Annotated in this window: 12 protein-coding genes; 4 read left to right on the top strand and 8 right to left on the bottom strand. The window is 39.8% G+C overall.

Annotated elements, in window-relative coordinates; all coding sequences use genetic code 11:
• Positions 1 to 519: 519 nt before the first annotated feature.
• Positions 520 to 2,061 (bottom strand): S41 family peptidase, encoded by a 1,542-nt coding sequence (locus tag PLE33_08130; protein ID HPS61210.1) that lies wholly within the window; start codon positions 2,059 to 2,061, stop codon positions 520 to 522.
• A 630-nt stretch (positions 2,062 to 2,691) separates the two neighbouring features.
• On the opposite strand from PLE33_08130, the gene PLE33_08135 reads away from it, so the two are divergent.
• From PLE33_08135 to PLE33_08150, 4 genes are read left to right on the top strand one after another with little or no spacing between them, the layout of a single operon-like run.
• On the top strand, positions 2,692 to 6,978 hold the full coding sequence (locus PLE33_08135; protein ID HPS61211.1) for a sigma 54-interacting transcriptional regulator: 4,287 nt from the start codon (positions 2,692 to 2,694) through the stop codon (positions 6,976 to 6,978).
• A gap of 16 nt (positions 6,979 to 6,994) precedes the next feature.
• Positions 6,995 to 9,880 (top strand): helicase C-terminal domain-containing protein, encoded by a 2,886-nt coding sequence (locus PLE33_08140; GenBank protein HPS61212.1) that lies wholly within the window; start codon positions 6,995 to 6,997, stop codon positions 9,878 to 9,880.
• Positions 9,881 to 9,882: 2 nt separating this feature from the next.
• Positions 9,883 to 10,818, top strand: a complete 936-nt coding sequence (gene murB / locus PLE33_08145) for a UDP-N-acetylmuramate dehydrogenase (protein ID HPS61213.1) — start codon at positions 9,883 to 9,885, stop codon at positions 10,816 to 10,818.
• Between the two features lie 38 nt (positions 10,819 to 10,856).
• Entirely contained in the window at positions 10,857 to 11,597 is a 741-nt protein-coding gene (locus PLE33_08150; GenBank protein ID HPS61214.1) for an ABC transporter permease, read from the top strand.
• 132 nt (positions 11,598 to 11,729) lie between these two features.
• On the opposite strand, the gene mtaB is transcribed toward PLE33_08150, so the two are convergent.
• From mtaB to dnaN, 7 genes are all read right to left on the bottom strand, one after another.
• A complete protein-coding gene (gene mtaB / locus PLE33_08155; protein ID HPS61215.1) occupies positions 11,730 to 12,995 on the bottom strand; it encodes a tRNA (N(6)-L-threonylcarbamoyladenosine(37)-C(2))-methylthiotransferase MtaB in 1,266 nt (421 codons plus the stop codon).
• Positions 12,992 to 13,594, bottom strand: coding sequence for a formyltransferase family protein (locus PLE33_08160; GenBank protein ID HPS61216.1), 603 nt, complete (start codon positions 13,592 to 13,594; stop codon positions 12,992 to 12,994). Before PLE33_08160 ends, mtaB begins: the two co-directional genes overlap by 4 nt.
• Positions 13,561 to 15,342 (bottom strand): aspartate--tRNA ligase, encoded by a 1,782-nt coding sequence (gene aspS, locus PLE33_08165; protein HPS61217.1) that lies wholly within the window; start codon positions 15,340 to 15,342, stop codon positions 13,561 to 13,563. The genes PLE33_08160 and aspS overlap by 34 nt, the downstream gene beginning before the upstream one ends.
• A gap of 22 nt (positions 15,343 to 15,364) precedes the next feature.
• Positions 15,365 to 16,423 carry a spermidine/putrescine ABC transporter substrate-binding protein gene (locus PLE33_08170; protein HPS61218.1) on the bottom strand — a complete coding sequence of 353 codons (1,059 nt, stop codon included), beginning with the start codon at positions 16,421 to 16,423 and terminating at the stop codon, positions 15,365 to 15,367.
• Between the two features lie 125 nt (positions 16,424 to 16,548).
• On the bottom strand, positions 16,549 to 17,790 hold the full coding sequence (locus tag PLE33_08175) for an MFS transporter (protein ID HPS61219.1): 1,242 nt from the start codon (positions 17,788 to 17,790) through the stop codon (positions 16,549 to 16,551).
• Positions 17,787 to 18,863: a DNA replication and repair protein RecF gene (recF, locus tag PLE33_08180; protein ID HPS61220.1), complete on the bottom strand. Its 1,077-nt coding sequence runs from the start codon at positions 18,861 to 18,863 to the stop codon at positions 17,787 to 17,789. Before recF ends, PLE33_08175 begins: the two co-directional genes overlap by 4 nt.
• 4 nt (positions 18,864 to 18,867) lie before the next feature.
• Positions 18,868 to 20,037, bottom strand: coding sequence for a DNA polymerase III subunit beta (dnaN, locus tag PLE33_08185; protein ID HPS61221.1), 1,170 nt, complete (start codon positions 20,035 to 20,037; stop codon positions 18,868 to 18,870).
• Between the last annotated feature and the right edge of the window lie 280 nt (positions 20,038 to 20,317).

Below are 20,317 nucleotides of genomic sequence, written 5' to 3' on the forward strand. Positions count from 1 at the left end.
GGGCTTACGCCACCATCGCTATTTTTGTGTCGCCCTAAGGGGCTTTCAGGAATGGTGGAAAAGGATAAAAAAATACCGTAGCTTACACTAAACGAGGGGCTTACGCCACCATCGCTATTTTTGTGTCGCCCTAAGGGGCTTTCAGGAATGGGGAAGAAGGATAAAAAGATACTGTAGCTTACCTTTTACGAGGGGCTTATGCCGCCGTTCCTATAAAAGTGTTGCCCTACGGGCTTTTTTCATTCGGAAGGACGAAGTCCTCGTCGTTCAAGCACAAGAAGAGGTTGACCAGGAAGTCACCATTGCGATGTTGCCCTATGATCTTTCAAGCATATAGCAAAAGGCGAAGAGTTTGTTCTCCCTTTTTTTTCAAGTGTATCACTTTTCGCTGCCAACTCGTACCATTTTTTATTGCCATCTACAAATTATATAATGTTTCTAATGTCTTATTGCTCCTTAGCAAAAAAAAACGCTGGCTCGCTTTTTATATCCTATCCTATTGCTATAAACCTTTATGGGTTAATTGCTTATGTCTTGTAAAACCCTTTCCCATAGCGGATCGGTAGTTGAAAAATGTTCTTCCGGGTTGATAGGGATATTAACATCCGGGTATAAACTGTCAGAGGGATCTCTATGGATATCAGGTCTTTGGAAATATTTTACTGACACGCTGCACATAATACCTGTATTGGGAAGTTTAAATCCTAATCCCTCACCATAAGTGGATGGTTTTCCTCCGGTAGGGCTTCCGTAAACTATAGCCAGTTCGTTATCCTGACAAAGTGTTGCAAACATCACTGCTGAGCTGAATGTGTGGCTTCCTGTTAGCAGGATCAGTTTACCATTATACTTTTTTATTGAATCATAGCTTCCGGCATTGGGATCTATGTCAGCAAGAGTTGGAGGTCTAAGCTTCGGAGATTTACAATCATAGAATACCACGGAATAAGGTAGTTCTGATTCCACAACCTCATAACCAAAGTCCGAAGATAAGGCATTATTCATTGAAGTCAGATCCATTCCATAGTGTTTTAGCACCAAATCACTTATCTGCATCTTCCCACCGAAGTAGTAAATAGAATCGGGCAATGCACAAAAAGAAAGGAGTATATCTCCCATAAGAGAATTGCCACCGCCATTGTTTCTTAAATCAATAACCAGATTATCTATCTCTAAGCTGTCTATAACAGCAAAGGTATCTTTGAGGAATGATATCCACCCTGAAAATGGAGCATCGGATGTTGCTGCTGTATCTGACATTGCATTGAATTGGAGGTAATATACATTGTTTTCTGGAAGGGCTTTGCCCCAATAGTTCTCTTTACGAGGAGCAGTAACTCCGATTTTTTGCTGTTCCCAAAGGGAGTGTTTTTCGGCTTCCTTAATGTTGATTTCAAAGGTAGTTCCATCCTTTTCAAGGATCAGGTGTAAAGCCCCATCTGAACTGTTCAAATTCAATGCTCGTAGATTGGCAGAGTTCCTAAGCAAAAATGAAACTTGGTCTCGGAACCAGTAGATGTTCTCTCCGGTGGTTAACTGCATAAGCTTCGTCATAAAGGTCTCAGCATCTATGCCATTAATACTGATTACTTTACTACCTATCAATTCTTTGAACTCTGTTGAAATCATTTCCACATACCATCCCGATTTATGCCACCACAAGCCAATGGGGTAAGAAAATGAGCTTTGATTGGATAATGATGAAACTCTGGTATGTCCATCCAGCAAATTATGGGCAAAAGCTCTTAATTTGGCTTCAAATTGAAGGGTATCCGTTACTGTGGCGAGTTCATCTTTCAAGGTTGCAGCATTCTGATTAAAGTTAGTAAGCTCTAAGCTAATGCCAGGATGAGAATCAAGAATTACTTTACAGAAGTAATCAAAATCTTCTTGAAATACATTTAACCGGGAGTAGGAACCGCAGACATGATCATTGGCATTCAATTCAGAATGGACGGCTGATAAGAAGCATAGACAAATGAAAAAAATAAGTGAGATATGGCTTAGCATTGCACGGATTGGACTGCAAATTGAAGAGTTACTCTCGGACTCTTTAAACATTTATTACTCCATCATTTTCAATCAAAATTATCTGCAACTTCAGCCGGCATTTCAGCAGAAATTTTCGCCAAAATCTCCTTGTAGTAGGTTGAGCGAGCTGACAAGCATTCTAAGCTGTCCATCAACATTCTTGGCTGGCATATTCACTTCCGGTAGCGATTTTGGGCTTGGGTTATATCCATTTGGGTGACAATTTACACCTGAAAACATTGATATTAATCTATATGAGTTAAGTCAATACTTTTTTTATAGAGTGTTTAAATCCCTCCATTTTAAAAGAGGGTCATCATAATATAATAACCGAAGAAGAAGTTAAAGCAACTCTGAAATAGCATTGGGGTGAGGATAAATTGAAGGAAAAACGATTAGTTTAATTGAATAACATTATTTTCCCGAGGGGCTTACGCCACCATCGCTATTTTTGTGTCGCCCTAAGGGGGCTTTTTCATTCGGAAGGACGAAGTCCTCGTTGTTCAAGCACAAGAAGAGGTTGACCAGGAGGTTACCATTGCGATGTCGCCCTTAGCGGCAAAAAAAAGGGGGACATCAGAATTACACTTTTTGCTTGACAGGTTGTCAACTCTATTTACAGGTGCATTGTAAACAAAATCTCCAAGAGGTATGAAAAAAATGGCAGAAAACATAACCCGGCAGCTGGACGCCTATATAATGAATAAAATAGCGCTTTCCAGGGCAAGGGGTTACTTAAATGACAATGCAAAGAGTCATTTAATTGAGATAGTAGGCAAATCGGGTTCCGGAAAAAGTCATTTTGTTCAGCCCTTAATGGAAAGTGTGGCAGATATTTATGCCAGGAAGATCTATTTTTCTCCTCATCCTCTTGTGTTAAATCATTTTTCTGAGCTTATTCAAGTGATTACAGAGGTGACGGAAGAAGACCTCTATGGTTATTATCAGGAATTTCGGGATAATATAAACTCGGTAAACAAATACGATTTCTTCTTTTATATTACGGAGCGTTTGAACGGGATGGAACTGTTTCAACCATTTCTATTGGTGATTGATGATAGTGATGTTCTGGATAATTATACGCGTGATTATTTACAATATCTGGTTCAATATTTACCGGATGCGGGAATCCAAATTGTGGTCTTCTCGCAAAAGCGGTTATTTCCTTTTTCCGAAGTAGATAATATTCCCTCTTTAGGGGTAGATGATTGTCAAACTCTTTTACAATTGACCTTTCCGGAGAAGAATTTTGCGGGTAGCAGTGAAAGCGAAATCTTTCAGAAAATAACTTCCGGTAACCTGATGATTATAGAAAAGGTTTTGCGGGAGATGAAGGAGCAAAAGCCGAAGGGGAAATTCAATTTAAGTCCTTACCTGGAAAAGACCTTTGATGCGGAACAGATTTATTATGAGACCCTGGAAGCATTAACTGCCTCGCAGAAAGAAATCTTGGCAGCGATGTATATTTTAGATGGTTTTAGCATTGCAGATTTAGCCAAGGCATTGGATAAGCCCAAAAATTTTAAAGCCGATTTGGCTTATTTAACTGATACCGGTTTAATTTCCAATCAGGAGAAGGGATGTTCGCTGCAAAAGAAAAAGGCATTTTCAGAATGGTTGAAAAATAACTGGAACACGGCTAATGGCGATTTATATAATCAGCTGCTGGATTTTCTGCAAAAGGACAAGAATAAATATCCCCAGATTTTAGTTTCCTTGCAGATCCTGAATAAAAAATACACTGCAGCTCTTTTTGCCAAAGTGAGTTCCGGACTTTCCTTAATAAACGATTCTGAAAGCGTGCTGAAACTGGAAGAATATATTTTAAGCCATACCAAATCCCCTGCCGGCAGATTAGCCAGCACGCAAAAAATTGCCGATGCCTATTCTGCCTTAAACCAGAAGGATAAAGCGATAGATCATTATCGGCAGGCATTGCATATTTCTACGGAAAACAATATTCCTGCAGAGCAAATTGTTTATAAACTTGCCAATGACCTTTATGCGGTTAATTCTTCTGCGTTTGCTTTGGAAATTATCAAGCAATATTCTCCCGCCACGATAGACCCTTACTGGAAGGTGAAAATCCTTTTGCTGAAAGCAGATGTTCAAGCAGAGAGCGAACTATTCAATGAGGCATTTCAGACCCTGGATTTAGCCGGACATTCTTCTAATAGCATTACTAATCAGCAACAACGACACAGTGTTCAAGCCGAGGCAAAAAAAATACGCGGTAAAATACATTATTACATCAATGAATGGGAGCAGGCGGAAGAGGTTTTCAACGAAGCGGAAACGCTATATTCTCTTGCCAAAGACCATAGCGGTTTGGCTGCCATATACAACAATTTGGGCGTTCTGTATATGTGTCAGGGCTTTTGGGAAAAGAGTGAAACCTATTTTCTGAAGAGTTTGGAGCTGGAAAAGAAATATTATAATTTAAACGGTATTTCTGTTTGTTACAATAACCTGGGTGGTTTGATGGATGATAAAGGCGATCCGGCAAAATCTCTATACTACCTGGAAGAAGCGCTTAAAATTCAGAAACTTTTAGTAGAACCCTATAATATAACCAATATCTATAATAATATTGGCGTAACTTTAATGGATCACGGTGACTATGACCGTGCTTTAGATGCTTTAAAAAAGTCATTGGATATAGCTAATGAATTTGGTTTTCAGCGAAATACGATTGCCTCGCTAAATAACCTGGGTGGCTTATATTTTAAGAAAGGGGATTGGCCAGAATCCATTGCCTACTATGAAAAAGCAATCAAGCTCTCGCAGGAAAGCGGATTTAATGAAGGGCTTCTGCGCAGTTTCAATAACCTCGGTGAGGTCTATGAAAAACAGGATGAACTGAACCTGGCTTATGATCTTTATATTAAGGGTTTGGAATTGTTACCTGCCGTATCGGATGATTATATAAAGGCAGAACTTTATGGCAACCTGGGTAGCGTTTTTACCAAATTGCATAAATTCAAAGAGGCATATCGCTATCTGGTGGAGAGCTTGGATTTCTTTAAAAACATTGCAGCCCGGGATAAAATCATTGAGGGCTATCTGAAACAAGCATATTACTTTATCTTAACCCGCAATATTGAAAGTGCGGATTATTATCTGGCGGAAGCCCAAAAACTGGCAACGGAACAAAATCTATCTTATGAAACCGGCCGTTCCTATTACCTGCGCGCTTTGCTGGAACGCAAAAATCTGGAAGCAGCCAAAAATTATCTGAATGAAGCAATCCGTCTTTTTGTAGAAGCAGGCAATAACTATGAGCTATCCTTAGCCAATTATGAACTTGCCGGTGTGCTTTTAGATATGGAAGAATGGGAACAGGCACTGGAGATTTTGAAAAATAACCGCAAGATAATTGAAAAATACGGCTCTATCAAGTTACTGGAACAAAACGACATCCTGATGCAAAAAATATCCCGGGAGTATTCTTCCCAAATGGAAGAAGTGAAGTTTGAAGAAAACCTGTTGAATCAGTTCTATGAAATAACCCAAAACCTGAATACCATAACCGATTTGGATGTGCTGATTGAACAATCTCTAACCAGTTTAGTGGAAATTGCCAATGCCGATGGAGGAATGCTTTTGTTGCATCCCAATCCCAGTTTACCCGATGCCTGGGAATATAGGATTTATAAAAACTTTTCGCCCGATGATAAATATCACGACCAGTTTCAGAATATTTGCTACGAAGTGTTTCAGAACAATAAACTGAAAAACATCAAGCAACCGCACTTCGCACCCAGTTACAATAACATTTTGGCAATACCTCTATCCATCCGAAAAAATACTTTAGGGGTGGTTCTTCTTTTCTGTAAAAGCGGTTCCAAATATTTTTCTGAACGCATTATCAACCTGCTATCCGCACTGGCAAATCAAATTATCGTTATTATAGAAAATATTCTCAGCGCTAATCTGGAAAAGAGCCATAATATTATCCGCGAACAGCTTAGCTCCAATAATATCTATGCCAATATCATCGGAAAAAGCCCCGAAATGATGAAGATATTTGAGATTATTGAAAAGGTGAAAGATACCCCTACAACCGTGCTTTTAGAAGGTCCCAGCGGAACCGGTAAAGAATTGATAGCGCGTGCCTTACACTATAGCAGCAACAGAAGAAATAAGGCATTTGTAGCTCAATATTGCGGTGCCCTGCCCGAGACCTTACTGGAAAGCGAACTTTTTGGTCATGTGAAGGGTTCTTTTACTGGAGCTGCTTATGATAAAAAGGGATTATTTGAAGTAGCCGACGGCGGAACTTTTTTCCTGGATGAAATTGCCGATATCAGTCAATCCACTCAATCCAAACTGTTGCGGTTTTTGCAGGAAGGTGAAATTAAAAGGGTGGGAGCTACAAAAACAGAGAGAGTTGATGTCCGGGTTGTTTGTGCCACTAACACACCGTTGATGGAAAGGGTAAAAAGAGGAGATTTTAGATTAGACCTTTATTACCGCTTAAATGTTATCCGCATTGATGTGCCCCCCTTGAAAAACAGAACTGGCGATATTCCTCTCTTGGCAATTCATTTTCTGGATAAATACAATAAAAAGATGAATAAAAATGTTCCCGGCTTTACTACTGAAGCTATGAAGGTTTTGGAGCAATACGATTGGCCTGGAAATGTGCGTCAACTGGAAAACGAAATTGAGAGAGCTGTAACTTTGGCGGAAGCCAATACATTTATTAAACCCAGCGATTTCAGCGAAGAAGTTTACCGTCATATTGAATACAGTAATACAATTGCTATGCTGGCGGGTAAGAAAAACCTGAAAGAAGCCATTGAAGAACTGGAACGCAAATTAATATCCCAATCACTGGAGAAATTTCAATGGAATCAAACCCAGGCAGCAAAAGAATTGGGTTTATCACGCCAGGGCTTAATTAAAAAAATGCAGCGTTATAACCTCTATAAAGAAGAAGATTAGAACATAGGGAAATTTGGTGGAAAATACTAACGGCAAGGTTAACTATACCGAAAAACAAGGTCTTCAGCTACCTTTGGGACAGCTGGAATTCGTGGCTATTGATATTGAAACTACCGGTTTGAATGCCGATTGGGATGAAATTATTCAGATAGCCGCCATTCGCTTTAGAGGCGAAGAAGTTATTAGCCAATATGTCAGCTTGGTTAAGCCCAAGGGGAAAGTTCCTAAGTTTATTGAGCATTTAACGCATATTTCTGCTGCAGAATTAAGAACCGCACCTCCGATAAATGAAGTATTGCAAAATTTCTGCCGCTTTATAGGAAGCAGTCCTTTGGTGGGGCATAATATCGGTTTTGACCTTAATTTCATCAATCATTTTTTGGTTAGGGGTGGAGAATTTCCCTTGGATAATGTGTTTTGGGATACCGCAGAAATAGCGCGTATTTATCTGCCTTATACTACAGACCATAAATTGAATACGATGGCTTCCTTTTTTGAAATTGATTTAGATAATGCTCACCGGGCAGATGCTGATGCTTTGGCAACCGGCAAGCTTTTTAATGCCTTAACTAATCATATATTAGCGCATTATGGCTATTTACTTAATGCCCGGTTACAGGATTTGGCAATGCAGGCAAATCTTAACAGCGGTTTATATGAATATTTGAAATGGATTGTGAAGCAGCAGCGTTCTACAGCTCTTTCAGGAGACAAGCCGGTTCCGCTAAAAAATGAACTGAATAATGTAATAGAACATACGGTTACCGGCTCCATAAAGAGTATTCCGGAGATTTTTGCCGATGACGGAATCTTTGCCTCAAAATTTCCCAATTTTGAATTTCGTGCGGGTCAAATGACTATGGCAGAACAGGTTGCCAATGCTTTTGCCAAACAGGAATTCTTGGTGGTAGAAGCGGGAACGGGAGTAGGAAAATCCTTTGCCTACCTGGTTCCAGCAATTGATTTCAGCCAGCGGAATAAAACGAAAGTAGTTGTTTCCACCAACACCAAAAATTTGCAGGAACAGCTGTTTTTCAAGGATTTACCGCAACTGAAAAAGATTCTGCCTTTATCCTTCAAAGCGGTCTTAGTGAAAGGCAGGGAAAATTATATCTGCGAAAGACGCTGGCAGGAACTTTTACAGGAACAGACAAGAGGGATAACTTCTTACGATGCTTATGGTTTGCTAAATCTTATGGTGTGGAAGGAACGGACTCATACAGGTGATGTTTCTGAGAATTCTTCGTTTGATAAAAACCGTTTTAGCGGTTTATGGCATAAGATTTGTTCCGATCGCTATCTGTGTGGAGGACGCAAGTGTCCTTTCTTTCATACCTGTTATGTAATGAAATTACGCAAGAATATTGAAACGGCATCTATTGTAGTTATCAATCATTCATTGCTGCTGGCAGATGCTCAAATGGATAATTCTACTTTAGGTGAGTATCAATATCTGGTTATTGATGAAGCACACAATCTGATGGCTGCTGCTTCCAAAAATCTGGGTTTCACTTTAGGGTATGTTGACCTTAACAGTTTGTTCAATCAGTTGGCACATCCTTCCAAAAAATATGCCGGGGGCTTTTTGTCTCTGCTGACCCAGACAATGCATAAAAGCGTGCTGACCAATGAGCAAAAGACACATATAGAGACCCTTTGTGCCAAATTGACAATGGAAATTGAAGCCCAGCGTCAAGTGATCACCAATCTTTTTAATTTGGCTGCAGATTACTGTAAAGAAGCCAAAAGTTATAATAAATTACGGATCAAGAACCTGGATGCATTTGCGGATATTTGTGCTCTCCTAAAGGATTTATCACTTGCCTTCAAAGATATTCTAAAAGACCTTACTGCTCTGGATAATGTGCTAAGAACATTCAACAGCAATCAAGTGAAGGATTTGGATGTTCTGAAGGATAATTTGAACGGCTATCTGCTGCGCTATGCAGAAACGGAAAGTTTGCTTTTAGACCTGCTCAATCCCGATTTGGATAATTATGCTTTATGGATTGAAAACGATTCCAATTCGGAACGCAATATTCCCACCAGCACTTTTTGTTATGCTCCAGTGGAAGTATCGGCTCATCTTAATAGTTTACTTTATAATAAGATACCTTGCATTGTTTGCACTTCTGCCACTTTATCTATCAGGGGCTCTTTCAAGTTTTTCTTAAATCAATCGGGCTTAAGTTTGGTAAGCGCAAAGAATGTAGCTCAGAGCATTGTGGAATCACCTTTTGATTATGATAAACAGTCGTTATTGTTAGTCGGCAGTTTTTTGCCTGAACATAAGGATAAGTTCTTTCAAAGCCAGGCATTGGGTTGTCTGGAACAAATTTTAACTACTACCAATGTAGGCACTATGGCGCTTTTTACTTCCTATAAGGATTTGGATGCTGTTTACGAACATCTTGGTGATACCCTTTTTCATCTTAATCGTCCTTTTTTTGCCCAAGGAAAAGGGAGCAGCAGAAATTCTATCCTGGATGAATTTAAAAAGAGCAAAAATGCCGTGTTATTAGGAACTTCTTCTTTTTGGGAAGGAGTGGATGTGCAAGGGGATTCCCTTTCTCTTTTAATATTATATAAAATACCTTTTCAAGTGCCTTCCGAGCCAATCGTGGAAGCATTGATAGATAAGCTGGAACGGGAAAACAAGGATTCCTTTATGCACCTGATGTTGCCGAATGCCTTATTGCGCCTAAGACAGGGTTTTGGACGCCTGATTAGAAGTAAAACAGACCGCGGGATAGTGCTGATTATGGATTCCCGGGTTTCCAGGAAAAAATATGGCACTTACTTTAAGCAAATTTTACCGGGTCCCTGCATTGAGCTGAAAGATGAACAGCAGCTGATTACAGAAATCGGTAAATTTTTCAATCCCTTACCAACGGATGTTTGAGGATGGATACTTTTCTTTTGTTACGGAAGGAATATCCGCAACTTATTGATGACGGCATTATTCACCCGGAAGTTTCTTTAAAAGAACATTGCAGTTTTAAAATTGGGGGGACTGCCGAGGTCTTCTGCATTCCCAACACCCAAAAACAGTTACTGACGCTGTTAAAGTTTTGTCTTTGGCACAATATTCCTTATTTTATCTTAGGGAAGGGCTCAAATTTACTTATTTCGGATAAGGGAATAAAAGGAATAGTAATTACTACGGAGCGTTTTAATAAAATCACTTTGGGCAAGCGTTATTTATCTGCTTCCTGTGGAGTTACTCTTAAGGACTTAGGTAATTTTGCCTGCGAGAATGGCTTAAGTGGATTAGAATTTTGTTCCGGTATTCCGGGTTCAGTTGGGGGTGCGGTTTTTATGAATGCTGGTGCTTACGGAAAAGAGATTAAGGATGTTCTTTACAGCAGCAGAGCTATTTTACCCGATAATGCAAAGTTAGATAGTAAAAACCCTGTGATATACCTGAAAGCTACTGAGCATAATTTTTCCTATCGGCACAGCGTCTTTCAAGAGAGGGGCTTAATTCATCTCTCCTCCAGGTTTTGCTTGAAAAAAGATAAACCGGAAAATATCCGGGAACGGATGCAGGAATTGCAGCAAAAAAGACAGGACAAACAGCCAATGGATTTACCCAGTGCGGGTAGTGTTTTTAAACGCCCCGAGGGTTTTTTTACCGGAAAATTGATTGAGGACTGCGGATTGAAGGGCTTTCGGATTGGGGATGCAGCTGTATCCGAAAAGCATTGCGGTTTTATTGTTAATCTTGGTTCTGCTACTGCCAATGATGTTTTACGGCTGATTCAGCATATTCAAAAAACCGTTTATGAACGCTATTCAGTTCATTTGCAAACGGAAATTCGGATGGTGGGGGAACTTTGAAAAGCCGGCAAGTAATCCTGCCGTTGCTATTTTTCGTTGTGTTGATATTCCTCTGGCAAGCAATTTGCACCAAAGGGATAATCGCTTTTTGGGTAGTTCCTTCTCCGCAACAGGTATTTAGAGTTTTTATTGATTACCCGGGTTTGATTTGGCACCATCTAAAACCAACTTTAACGGAAGCAATAAGCGGACTTTTAATAAGCGTTATTTTGGGTTCTCTAACTGCCATCGTAATGAATTCCTCCCGCTTTATAAAACAGCTAATATACCCGTATCTGATTATCTCTCAAACAGTTCCTATAATAGCAGTGGCACCTTTACTCATCATTTGGTTCGGTTATGGAATCAGCGCTAAAATCTTTGCTGTAGTGCTGATGTGTTTTTTTCCCATTGCTTTGGGACTTTATGATGGTTTCAGAAGTGTTTCCATAGATCAAATTCGCCTTTTAACTTCTATGGGGGCAACACCTTATAAGATTTTTACCCTGCTTAAAATTCCTGCTGCTTTACCCAATTTTTTTACCGGATTAAAATTATCTGCAACCTATAGTGTGATGGGAGCTGTTATCGGTGAATGGTTAGGCGGAACTTCCGGCTTGGGAATTTATATGACCCGGGCTACGAAGTCCTATCAGACAGCTCATATTTTTGCAGTGATTATTGTTATTGTAGCTGTAAGCTTAGCGCTGTTTGGAATCGTGGCTTTGCTGGACAGGATATTGCTGAAGTGGAAATATCATCTTACAGATGAATATCTGGAACCTGTGAAAGGAAATTAGCCACCGAGGACACCGAAAAAAAGATAAAAGCACGCAGATTACGCAGATTACACAGATTTCATTATATTTAATTAGTGGTTGTGAAGATCAGGTTAGTTAATAGGCCTTATTTAGCCAATTACTTGAAGTTAATTAGTCATCCTTCATTCTTATCCGCACATCCTGGCTGGGAATTTGTACAAAATCGCCTGGTAAATAGTTGCCGGAAAAGTGGACACGAACATAGTGGTCGCTCAAAAATTCGCAGCAGCCATTCACATTTTTTTCCACAACACCGCTTAAAAGGATATTATTATCCACCAGGGACTTAGTATAGGCAGCGGTCAGTTCATCGGATATTTGGCTTAGTTCATTAGCTCGGCGATTTTTAATTGTTTTCGGGATTTGGTTAGGCAGATCAAAGGCAGGAGTTCCTTTTCTTTTGGAAAAGCTGAAAATATGCAGATAAACCAGGGGTAGAGAGCGCAAAAAATTACAGGTCTGTTGATGTTCTTCTTCCGTTTCACCGGGAAAACCGGTTATTACATCCATTCCGATGGCGGGGTAAGAAATCTGCTCCCAAATTTTAACTGTCAGTTGATTAATTGTGGTAGTGATATAGTGGCGCCTCATCCTTTTTAGCCCAGTATCAGCACCGCATTGCAACGGTATATGGTAATGCGGGCAAAGCTTGGAAATTAAGGGAAGAGTGTTAATTAGTTTATCATTAAACAGTTGCGGTTCAACGGAGCTGAGGCGAATCAATTCCAAGCCCTTTATTTCGTTTAAGCGGAGCAAAACATCCGTCAAATCGTTGTTTCCATCTTTATATAGCCCCAGGTTTATACCAGAAAGGACAATTTCCTTATAGCCGCTATCCACAAACAGATGTGCCTGCTGAAGAACCTGTTCCAAAGTTGCAGACCTGCTGCGTCCCCTGCCATAAGGAACTGCACAATAGGCACAGTTAAAATCGCAGCCATCCTGGATAATTTGAAAGGCACGCGTGCGGTTATACATTTTGGTAGTTGGCTTATAGGCAAATTCCTTTGCCTGCATAATGTCCATAAATTCATAGTTACTACCTGCCAGAATATCTGCTATATTAAGTTTCTGCTGATTATCTATAAGCAAGTCAATATTGCCCATCCTGGAAATTTCCTCAGGATAGCGTTGGGCAAAACAGCCGGTTACAACAATTTTAGCAAAGGGATTTTTGGCTTTTTGAGCTAACGCCTGACGGATTAAATAACGGCTTTTATAGTCCGTTCGGTTAGTTACTGTGCAGGTATTGATGATATAAATATCCGCTTCTTCCTGCCAGGGAACCAATTGGAAATCTTTAAACTGGTCTAAAATAACAGCTGATTCTGCCTGATTTGTTTTACAACCAAGAGTGGCAATAGCGATGCGAATCACGATTTTAACAAAAATTGAAAGATAGTTGGTGCATAAAGTGAATGTTCAATTTCCAGCACTTTGTCGGCAATTTCGGCGGGATTTTTACAGGAACTGATATCCACTTCTTGTTGTGCTACAATCTTGCCGTTATCGTATTGGGAATCAACAAGATGAATGGTAGCCCCGGAAACATTATCTCCCGAAGCAAAAACTGCCTGATGAACTGCCATTCCATACATTCCTTTGCCTCCAAATTCAGGCAGTAAGGCAGGATGGATATTTAAAATCGGAATTTGAACCTGCTTTATAAAATCTTCCGAGAGCTGCTTTAAAAAACCCGCTAAGGCAATAAGTTCTATATTATTTTGCCGGCAAAGCTCTATAGCTCTGGTTTCAAAGCTTGGCATATTATTAGTAGAAATTATCTGATAATTCAGGTTTCTTGCTTTTGCTAAGGGGATTGCAGGGGCATTTTTACAGGTGAAAATCACCAAAGCGATTTCAACAGGCAACTTATTCTGCGTAAAATAGTTATGCAGGGCACAAAGATTTGAGCCACGACTTAAGCCGCTGCTGAAAACAGCTATTTTATGGGTTGCAGATGCAGGTCTTTCCATTGCTGTTCATCAACCTCCGAAGGTGCCTGACTCATTAAATCCGTTGCCTTCAATGTTTTAGGAAAGGCAATAACATCGCGGATAGAATCTGCCCCGGTCATAATCATCACTAATCTATCCAAACCGGGAGCTATGCCTCCATGAGGTGGAGTTCCATATTTTAACGCTTCCAGAAAGAATCCAAAACGCTCTTGCAGTTCTTCTTCACTAAAGCCGAGGATATCAAATATTTTCTTTTGGATGTCATAACGATGGCATCTGATACTACCGCTGGAAAGTTCAATTCCGTTGCAAACAAGGTCATATAATTGTCCTTCAATTTCCCCTGTTTTTTCCGGAATATCCAAATAGGGTATATGTTCTTCCTTGGGTAAAGTAAACATATGATGAGCAGGTTCCCACTTGCCTGTATCCTGATTTTTGGTAAAAAGCGGAAAATCAGTTATCCAACAAAAGGCAAAGCTGTTTTCGGGAATGAGATTTAGTTTGGGAGCCAGGAAATTACGCAGCCCTGCCAGAACCTTGCTTGCCATTTCATAACTATCTGCCGCAATGGTTATTAAGTCATTTATTTGAGCGGAGGTTTCTTGAATAATGGCTATTGCTTCCTCGGGAGATAAGAATTTACTGATACCGCTTTCCAAACCGTTTGCCGTTACTTTGGCAAAAGCAATTCCTTTTCCGCCAAGGTGTTTAGCCAGTTCAATCAATTCGTCCTGCTGTTTTCTGCTGAAATCAGCTGCTCCGGGAATAACGATTGCTTTAACCACACCCCCGTTTTGCAGGGTAGAGGAAAAGACATTAAAACTGCAATCTTTAACGGCAGGGGAAAGATCAAACAGCTTCATTCCAAAACGAATATCAGGTTTATCACAGCCATAATTATCCATTGCTTCCTTATAGGGCATCCGGGGAAAAGGAAGGGCTAAATTAATGCCTGAAATTTCCCGAAAAAGTTTGGCAAATAGATGTTCTATCAGGTCAAAAATCTGTGCCTGAGAAACGAAACTAAGCTCTATATCCAGCTGCGTAAATTCAGGTTGCCGATCTGCTCTTAAATCCTCATCCCGAAAGCATCGGGCAATTTGATAATATCTGTCAAAGCCGGCAATCATTAAAAGTTGTTTAAACATTTGGGGGGATTGCGGCAAGGCATAAAACTTTCCCGGTTGCACTCTACTGGGAACAAGATAATCTCTGGCACCTTCAGGAGTACTTTTCATCAGGATGGGGGTTTCAATTTCATAAAAACCCTCATTGTTTAAAAATTCCCGTATAATTTGCATTATGCGATGCCTGGTAATAATTATATTTTGCAGTTTGGGACGGCGCAAGTCCAAATAGCGATAGGTAAGCCGCAAATCCTCTTCAGCCATAGCTACTTCACTAAATTGAACAGGAAGGGGCTGGGCTTCGTTTAAAATATAAAATTCCTCTGCTTCCAGTTCAATTTCACCGGTAGGAAGATGGGGATTGATATTAGGTTCGGTGCGGGAACAGATTTTTCCGCGCACTGCTATCACATATTCGTTACGAACCTTTTCCGCTTTGGCAAAAATCTCTTTCTGCTCAGGATGAATAACTATTTGCAGGATGCCTTTCACATCGCGCAGGTCTATGAAAATCAAGCCCCCCAGGTCTCGGCGTTTATTCACCCAACCCATAACGGTTACTGTTTTTCCCTTATGTTCCAAACGCAAATCTCCACAATAGTGGGTGCGGGTTAAATTTTCCAGGTAATCAAGCATTTTGTTTCTTTTTTCTCTCTTTTCAGTTTAGTTTAATGGCTTCAAAAAGCTTATCTATTTTCTTCACTCTTTCTCCCAAGGCATTAATCATATAGCATTTTTGCAGATATGCCGCGTCGGGATAGATTAAAGTATTATTTTTTAATGCTTCCGGCAGTAAATTTCCGGCAGCTGTATTGGGTGTGGCATAACGACAGTATTCCGTGTTGCGTTTACTGATTTCCGGGCTCAAAAGAAAATCAATGAATTTATAGGCAAGTGCTTTATTTTTACTGGATTTCAGGATAACGATATTATCCATCCATAAACTGGTACCTTCTACAGGGAGAAAGAATTTCACTTCAGGATTATTTTCCATCACTTGTAAAGCATCTCCATTATATGCCTGAGCTAAAAATGTAGTGCCATCCGGAACTTCGTTCTTATAGCTATCGGAATCAAACTGAGTGATATTATTATCCCATTCGGCAAGGGTTTTTTCTGCTGCAGCCAATGCTGCGTCGCTTGTGTCATTTAAATCGTAGCCATTGTAAATTAATGCTGCGCCAACAACTTCGCGTGCATCATCCAGCATCGTAACTTTATTTTTGCCGGTGAAAAAATTATTTGCCAGGATATTCCAGCTTTGGGGCTGAATAACTTCTGCCGGAATATAGCGTTGATTATAAATTAAGCCGGTTAAACCCCAAAAATAAGGAATAGCATATTTATTGCCTTCATCAAAGCTTGCTGCTTTCTGCAAAAGATTGCTGTCCAAATTTCGGTAATTTGGAATTTGGGCTAAATTCAGAGGTTCCAATAAGCCCGCATCGCGCATAATAGTTACATGGTCTCCACTGGGAAAAACAAGATCAAAGGATTCCCTTGAGCTTATAATTTTGGTGAGCATATTTTCGTTGGAATCATAAGTGCTATATTTAATGGAGCATTTATTCTGTTGTTCAAATTCCTTGATGAGATCGGGATCAATGTAATCGCTCCAGTTAAAAATATAGAGAACCGGTTTATTTTTGCTGCAGGAATTGCAAAAAACCAGCAGACCGATTACCAGCATTAGGACTAAAAGTTTTCCTTTTGTCATCATTCTCTCCTTAAGTAGGGTGATTTTTATCAGCTTCTAAAAACCAGCTGAATCACCTAAAAGATTCTCTTCCGGATTACCCGGATTTGGCTGAAATTGTAATTAGCAATTTTCCCAAATCCAATTTACAATCCGCCATCATCAACAACATTCGCCTGCCCTATTCCTTCCTGCAAATGCACGCTCTGCAATAAAATCCAGCCAATCACGAAGAAGAAGATCAAGGACAAAACGGAATAACGAATATCTCCTGTTTCGTGTGCTATCCAGCCATAAAGAATTGGACCAATAATAGATGATAAGCGTCCTGTCAAGGTATAAAATCCGAAAAATTCTGCCTGCCTGTTTCTTGGGGTTAAAAGCGAAAGCATTGTTCTGCTGTTTGCCTGGCTGCTGCCGATTGCCAAACCGGCAACCAGCCCTACAAAATAATATTCCGTTGCACTGCTGCAAAAAAATGCCCAAAGAATAACGCCAATCCAAATTAAAAGCGAAAAGCTTAAAGAAACTTTTACATTCAGCTTATCGGTTAACCAACCGAAAAATGCTGCTCCTAAAATGGAAGTAAACTGTGCCAGAATGAAATAGGTTATCATTTGGGGAGTTGTCATTCCAAATCTTTCTGCTCCGTAAATGGAAGCAAAAACAATCACGGTAGCAATGCCGTCATTATAGATAAAATAACTGAAGATATACTTCAGCAGTTGAGGCAGCTTGGCTATATTTTTTAAGGAATAAATAACTCTCTGCCAGGCAATACGATAATAGTTACTTCTTTGAGAGGGAGGACGGAATTCTTTCAACCAAAAGAAAGTGAATAAAGAAAAAAGAAAGAGATGCAAAGCTACAGCCGGAAACACAATCCGAACATTTATTTTTACCAGAAATAAAGCTACAAGCAATGAAACCAAACCACCTACATAGCCAATTGCCCAACCGAAACCTGAAACCTTACCGATATTCTCCGGTTTGCATATCTCAGGCAGAAAAGCATCGTAAAATACATTTGCACTGTTAAAACCAAAATTAGCGATGATAAAAAACAGCATCCCGGTAAAGACATTTCCCGGTTTTACAAAAAACAGCAAGCTCGTAAAAATAATCGTGAGATAGCAATTGATAAAAAGCATTCTTTTTTTGGCTCGGGAATAATCAGCAACAGCACCAAAAATTGGAGCTGAAATTGCTACCAGAGCCATTGAAATTCCAATTGCCCTTCCCCAGAGCAATTCTCCATAACCGGCATTACCAACCACTACGCTTTTGATGAAATAAACACTGTAAACTACCGAGACAATTATTGTAGTGAAAGCGGAATTGGCAAAATCATAGAGCATCCAACCAACTATGTTCCGGTTGAATTTCATTGGGCAATACCTTCCAGATACTTTACCGGGTAACCCTGCCAGATATTACGAATGTCTTCTTTGGGGCTGGAAATAAACACCTGATAATGGTTATTGATGCAGTTTCTAATCTGTAGCGAATGATATGTATCCAGTTCAGCAAAAATATCGTCAAACAACAGAATGGGTTTAATGCCGGTAATTCTTTCTATTAAATGTGCTTGCAAAAGCTTCAGGATAATAACAGCAATGCGTTTTTGACCCTGCGAAGCATAAATGCGCATTTTATGCTCTTGCAGTTTGAATTCATAATCGTCTAAATGAGCGCCAACTATTGAACGCTGCAACACTTTTTCCCTTTCTTCCAAAGCTGTAAGCTGCCTGATAATATCTTCCACAGAGCTTTCCAAAGGCAGTTTCAGGGAAGATATATAGCCGATGGTAATTTCCGTGGAAGCAGGAAAAATATCTTTAAAGGTCTCTTTCAAAGCGCTATTTACTTGCTGTAAATAACGGTTTCGGTAATTCCAGACCTCAGCTAAGGAAGTGGCAAAGGCAAGATTCCAGCTGGCAAGTTCCGTGCGGGAATAGGTTCTTTTAAGCATTGCGTTGCGTTGTTGAACCAAATGCAGAAAATTCCTTAAAACAGTTATATAGGGAGGGTAGAGCTGAGAAATAGCCAGGTCAAAATATTGACGCCTGAAACGCGGTGGACCGCTTATCAATAAATGGTCTTCAGGAGCACAATAGATTACTTTTACTACTTCAAATAAAGTGCTTAACTGGTGCACGGGCAAATCGTCCAGTTTTAATAACTTACGCTGTTCCATATAGCTGAGGGTAACTTTTTGCTCAATTTCCTGATCACTTAGGAAAAGAGCTGCTACTCTGAAAAATTGCCCTTCAAAATTGAGCAGTTCCTCATCGTAGTGAAAACGGATGGATTTACCTATGCTGCAATAGGCAATCGCTTCCAGAAGATTGGTTTTTCCGCTGCCATTCGGACCAATGATTAAACAGCCCTGCGGGTTGAAATCAAACTCATTCTGGCGATAGCTGCGGAAATTCTCAAGTTCAATTTTAGCCAGGTTCAAATTTTTATGAACGCAAAGGCATCAACAGGAAGGTTATTTCCTGATCGGGAACAGGTGTTTCGTTATAAATCATCATCGCATCTTTGGAAGTTCCAAGTTTGATGACAACTTTTTCTGTATCTATTGCTTCCAGGATAGAAAGCATATATTTGAAATTGAAAGAGATACCTGTGGAGTTACCGGAATAATTGTATTCATCAATATCTTCTTTGGCTTCACCGGTATCACGGTTACTGGCATTAACTTCAAAATGATTGCTATCCAGGTCAAAATGAATACGCATATTATCGTCCGGAGCTACCAATGCCACTCTTTTGATGGCAGTTATCAGATTATTTTTGTCTATAACGAATTTATTGGGTAGCTCAACAGGAAATGCTTTCTGGTAATCGGGATATTTATGTTCTAAAACTTGGGACGAGATAAAATATTCGCCGTAAACAAATTCAATCCGATTGCGTTCCAAACCGATTTTCAGCTCTTTAACATCTTCAGAATAAATCTTTTGAAAAAACATCAAGGTCTTCACGGGAATTATTCTTTCTACATATTTCTGTTCCTGTTCCATAAAGATATTCAATTCTGTGTCGTCATCATTTACCAAGGCAGGTAACAACGAAGTATGCAAAACTTTAATCTCAGCTACTCTGCGTCCATCCGTAGCCACCATTATATGGTAATCGGGAAATATTTTCCAACAAACACCATTTAATGCAGTGCGGTTAGGATCTGAAGAAACAGCGAAGTAGGTCTTTGCTATCATTCGGTTAAAAAGCTCGGCAGAAAGCGAAATCACATTTTTATTTTGCGGATCGGGAATAATCGGAAAAAGAGTGTGATCGGCAATCAGTAAATTAAAATCTACTTTACCGCTTTGAATCATCAGCAGTTCGTCATGCTGCCAAAGATTGATTACCGCATCGGGCATACAGTTTATAATTTCATTAAAGTGATGCGCTGAAATGGCAATAGTTCCACTTTCGGCAACAGCTGCAGGAATTTCCACTACAACCAATAACTGTAAATCCGTAGCGCAGATCCGGATGGTGTTTTTCTCTTCGGATGCCTCAATCAGATAATTATTTAAAATAGGAGATGTGCTCTTGGTAGGAACGATGGATACAAGATGCTGAATGCGTGCCAGCAGCTCTTTTCTTTCTATTGCTACTCTCATCTTAACCTCACTGTGATTATTTATCGTTTTTTTCAAACAAAAAAGCAAGGGATATTTAGTCAATCACTTTTTTGGGAAACGAAGTTTTTCTGCTACTGAGGACTTATGACGACTTGTTTCACGCAGATTTCGCAGATTTCGCAGATTTCGCAGATTTCGCAGATTTCGCAGATTTCGCAGATTTGATTTTTGAAATTAGGATTTTTGAAACGAGGATTTCAGGATAAGGATTTTAGAAACAAGGATTTCAGGATTTAAGGATTAAGAGGATTTTAATAGG

Origin of the sequence: Candidatus Cloacimonas sp. (genome assembly GCA_035403355.1) — a bacterium.
Taxonomy (GTDB): Bacteria; Cloacimonadota; Cloacimonadia; order Cloacimonadales; family Cloacimonadaceae; genus Cloacimonas.

What these genes read in the sequence shown, in the direction of transcription:
- PLE33_08130 (HPS61210.1), bottom strand. Translation starts at nt 2,061, where the DNA reads ATGTTTAAAGAGTCCGAGAGTAACTCTTCAATTTGCAGTCCAATCCGT.
- PLE33_08135 (HPS61211.1), top strand. Translation starts at nt 2,692, where the DNA reads ATGGCAGAAAACATAACCCGGCAGCTGGACGCCTATATAATGAATAAA.
- murB (HPS61213.1), top strand. Translation starts at nt 9,883, where the DNA reads ATGGATACTTTTCTTTTGTTACGGAAGGAATATCCGCAACTTATTGAT.
- PLE33_08160 (HPS61216.1), bottom strand. Translation starts at nt 13,594, where the DNA reads ATGGAAAGACCTGCATCTGCAACCCATAAAATAGCTGTTTTCAGCAGC.
- aspS (HPS61217.1), bottom strand. Translation starts at nt 15,342, where the DNA reads ATGCTTGATTACCTGGAAAATTTAACCCGCACCCACTATTGTGGAGAT.
- PLE33_08170 (HPS61218.1), bottom strand. Translation starts at nt 16,423, where the DNA reads ATGACAAAAGGAAAACTTTTAGTCCTAATGCTGGTAATCGGTCTGCTG.
- PLE33_08175 (HPS61219.1), bottom strand. Translation starts at nt 17,790, where the DNA reads ATGAAATTCAACCGGAACATAGTTGGTTGGATGCTCTATGATTTTGCC.
- dnaN (HPS61221.1), bottom strand. Translation starts at nt 20,037, where the DNA reads ATGAGAGTAGCAATAGAAAGAAAAGAGCTGCTGGCACGCATTCAGCAT.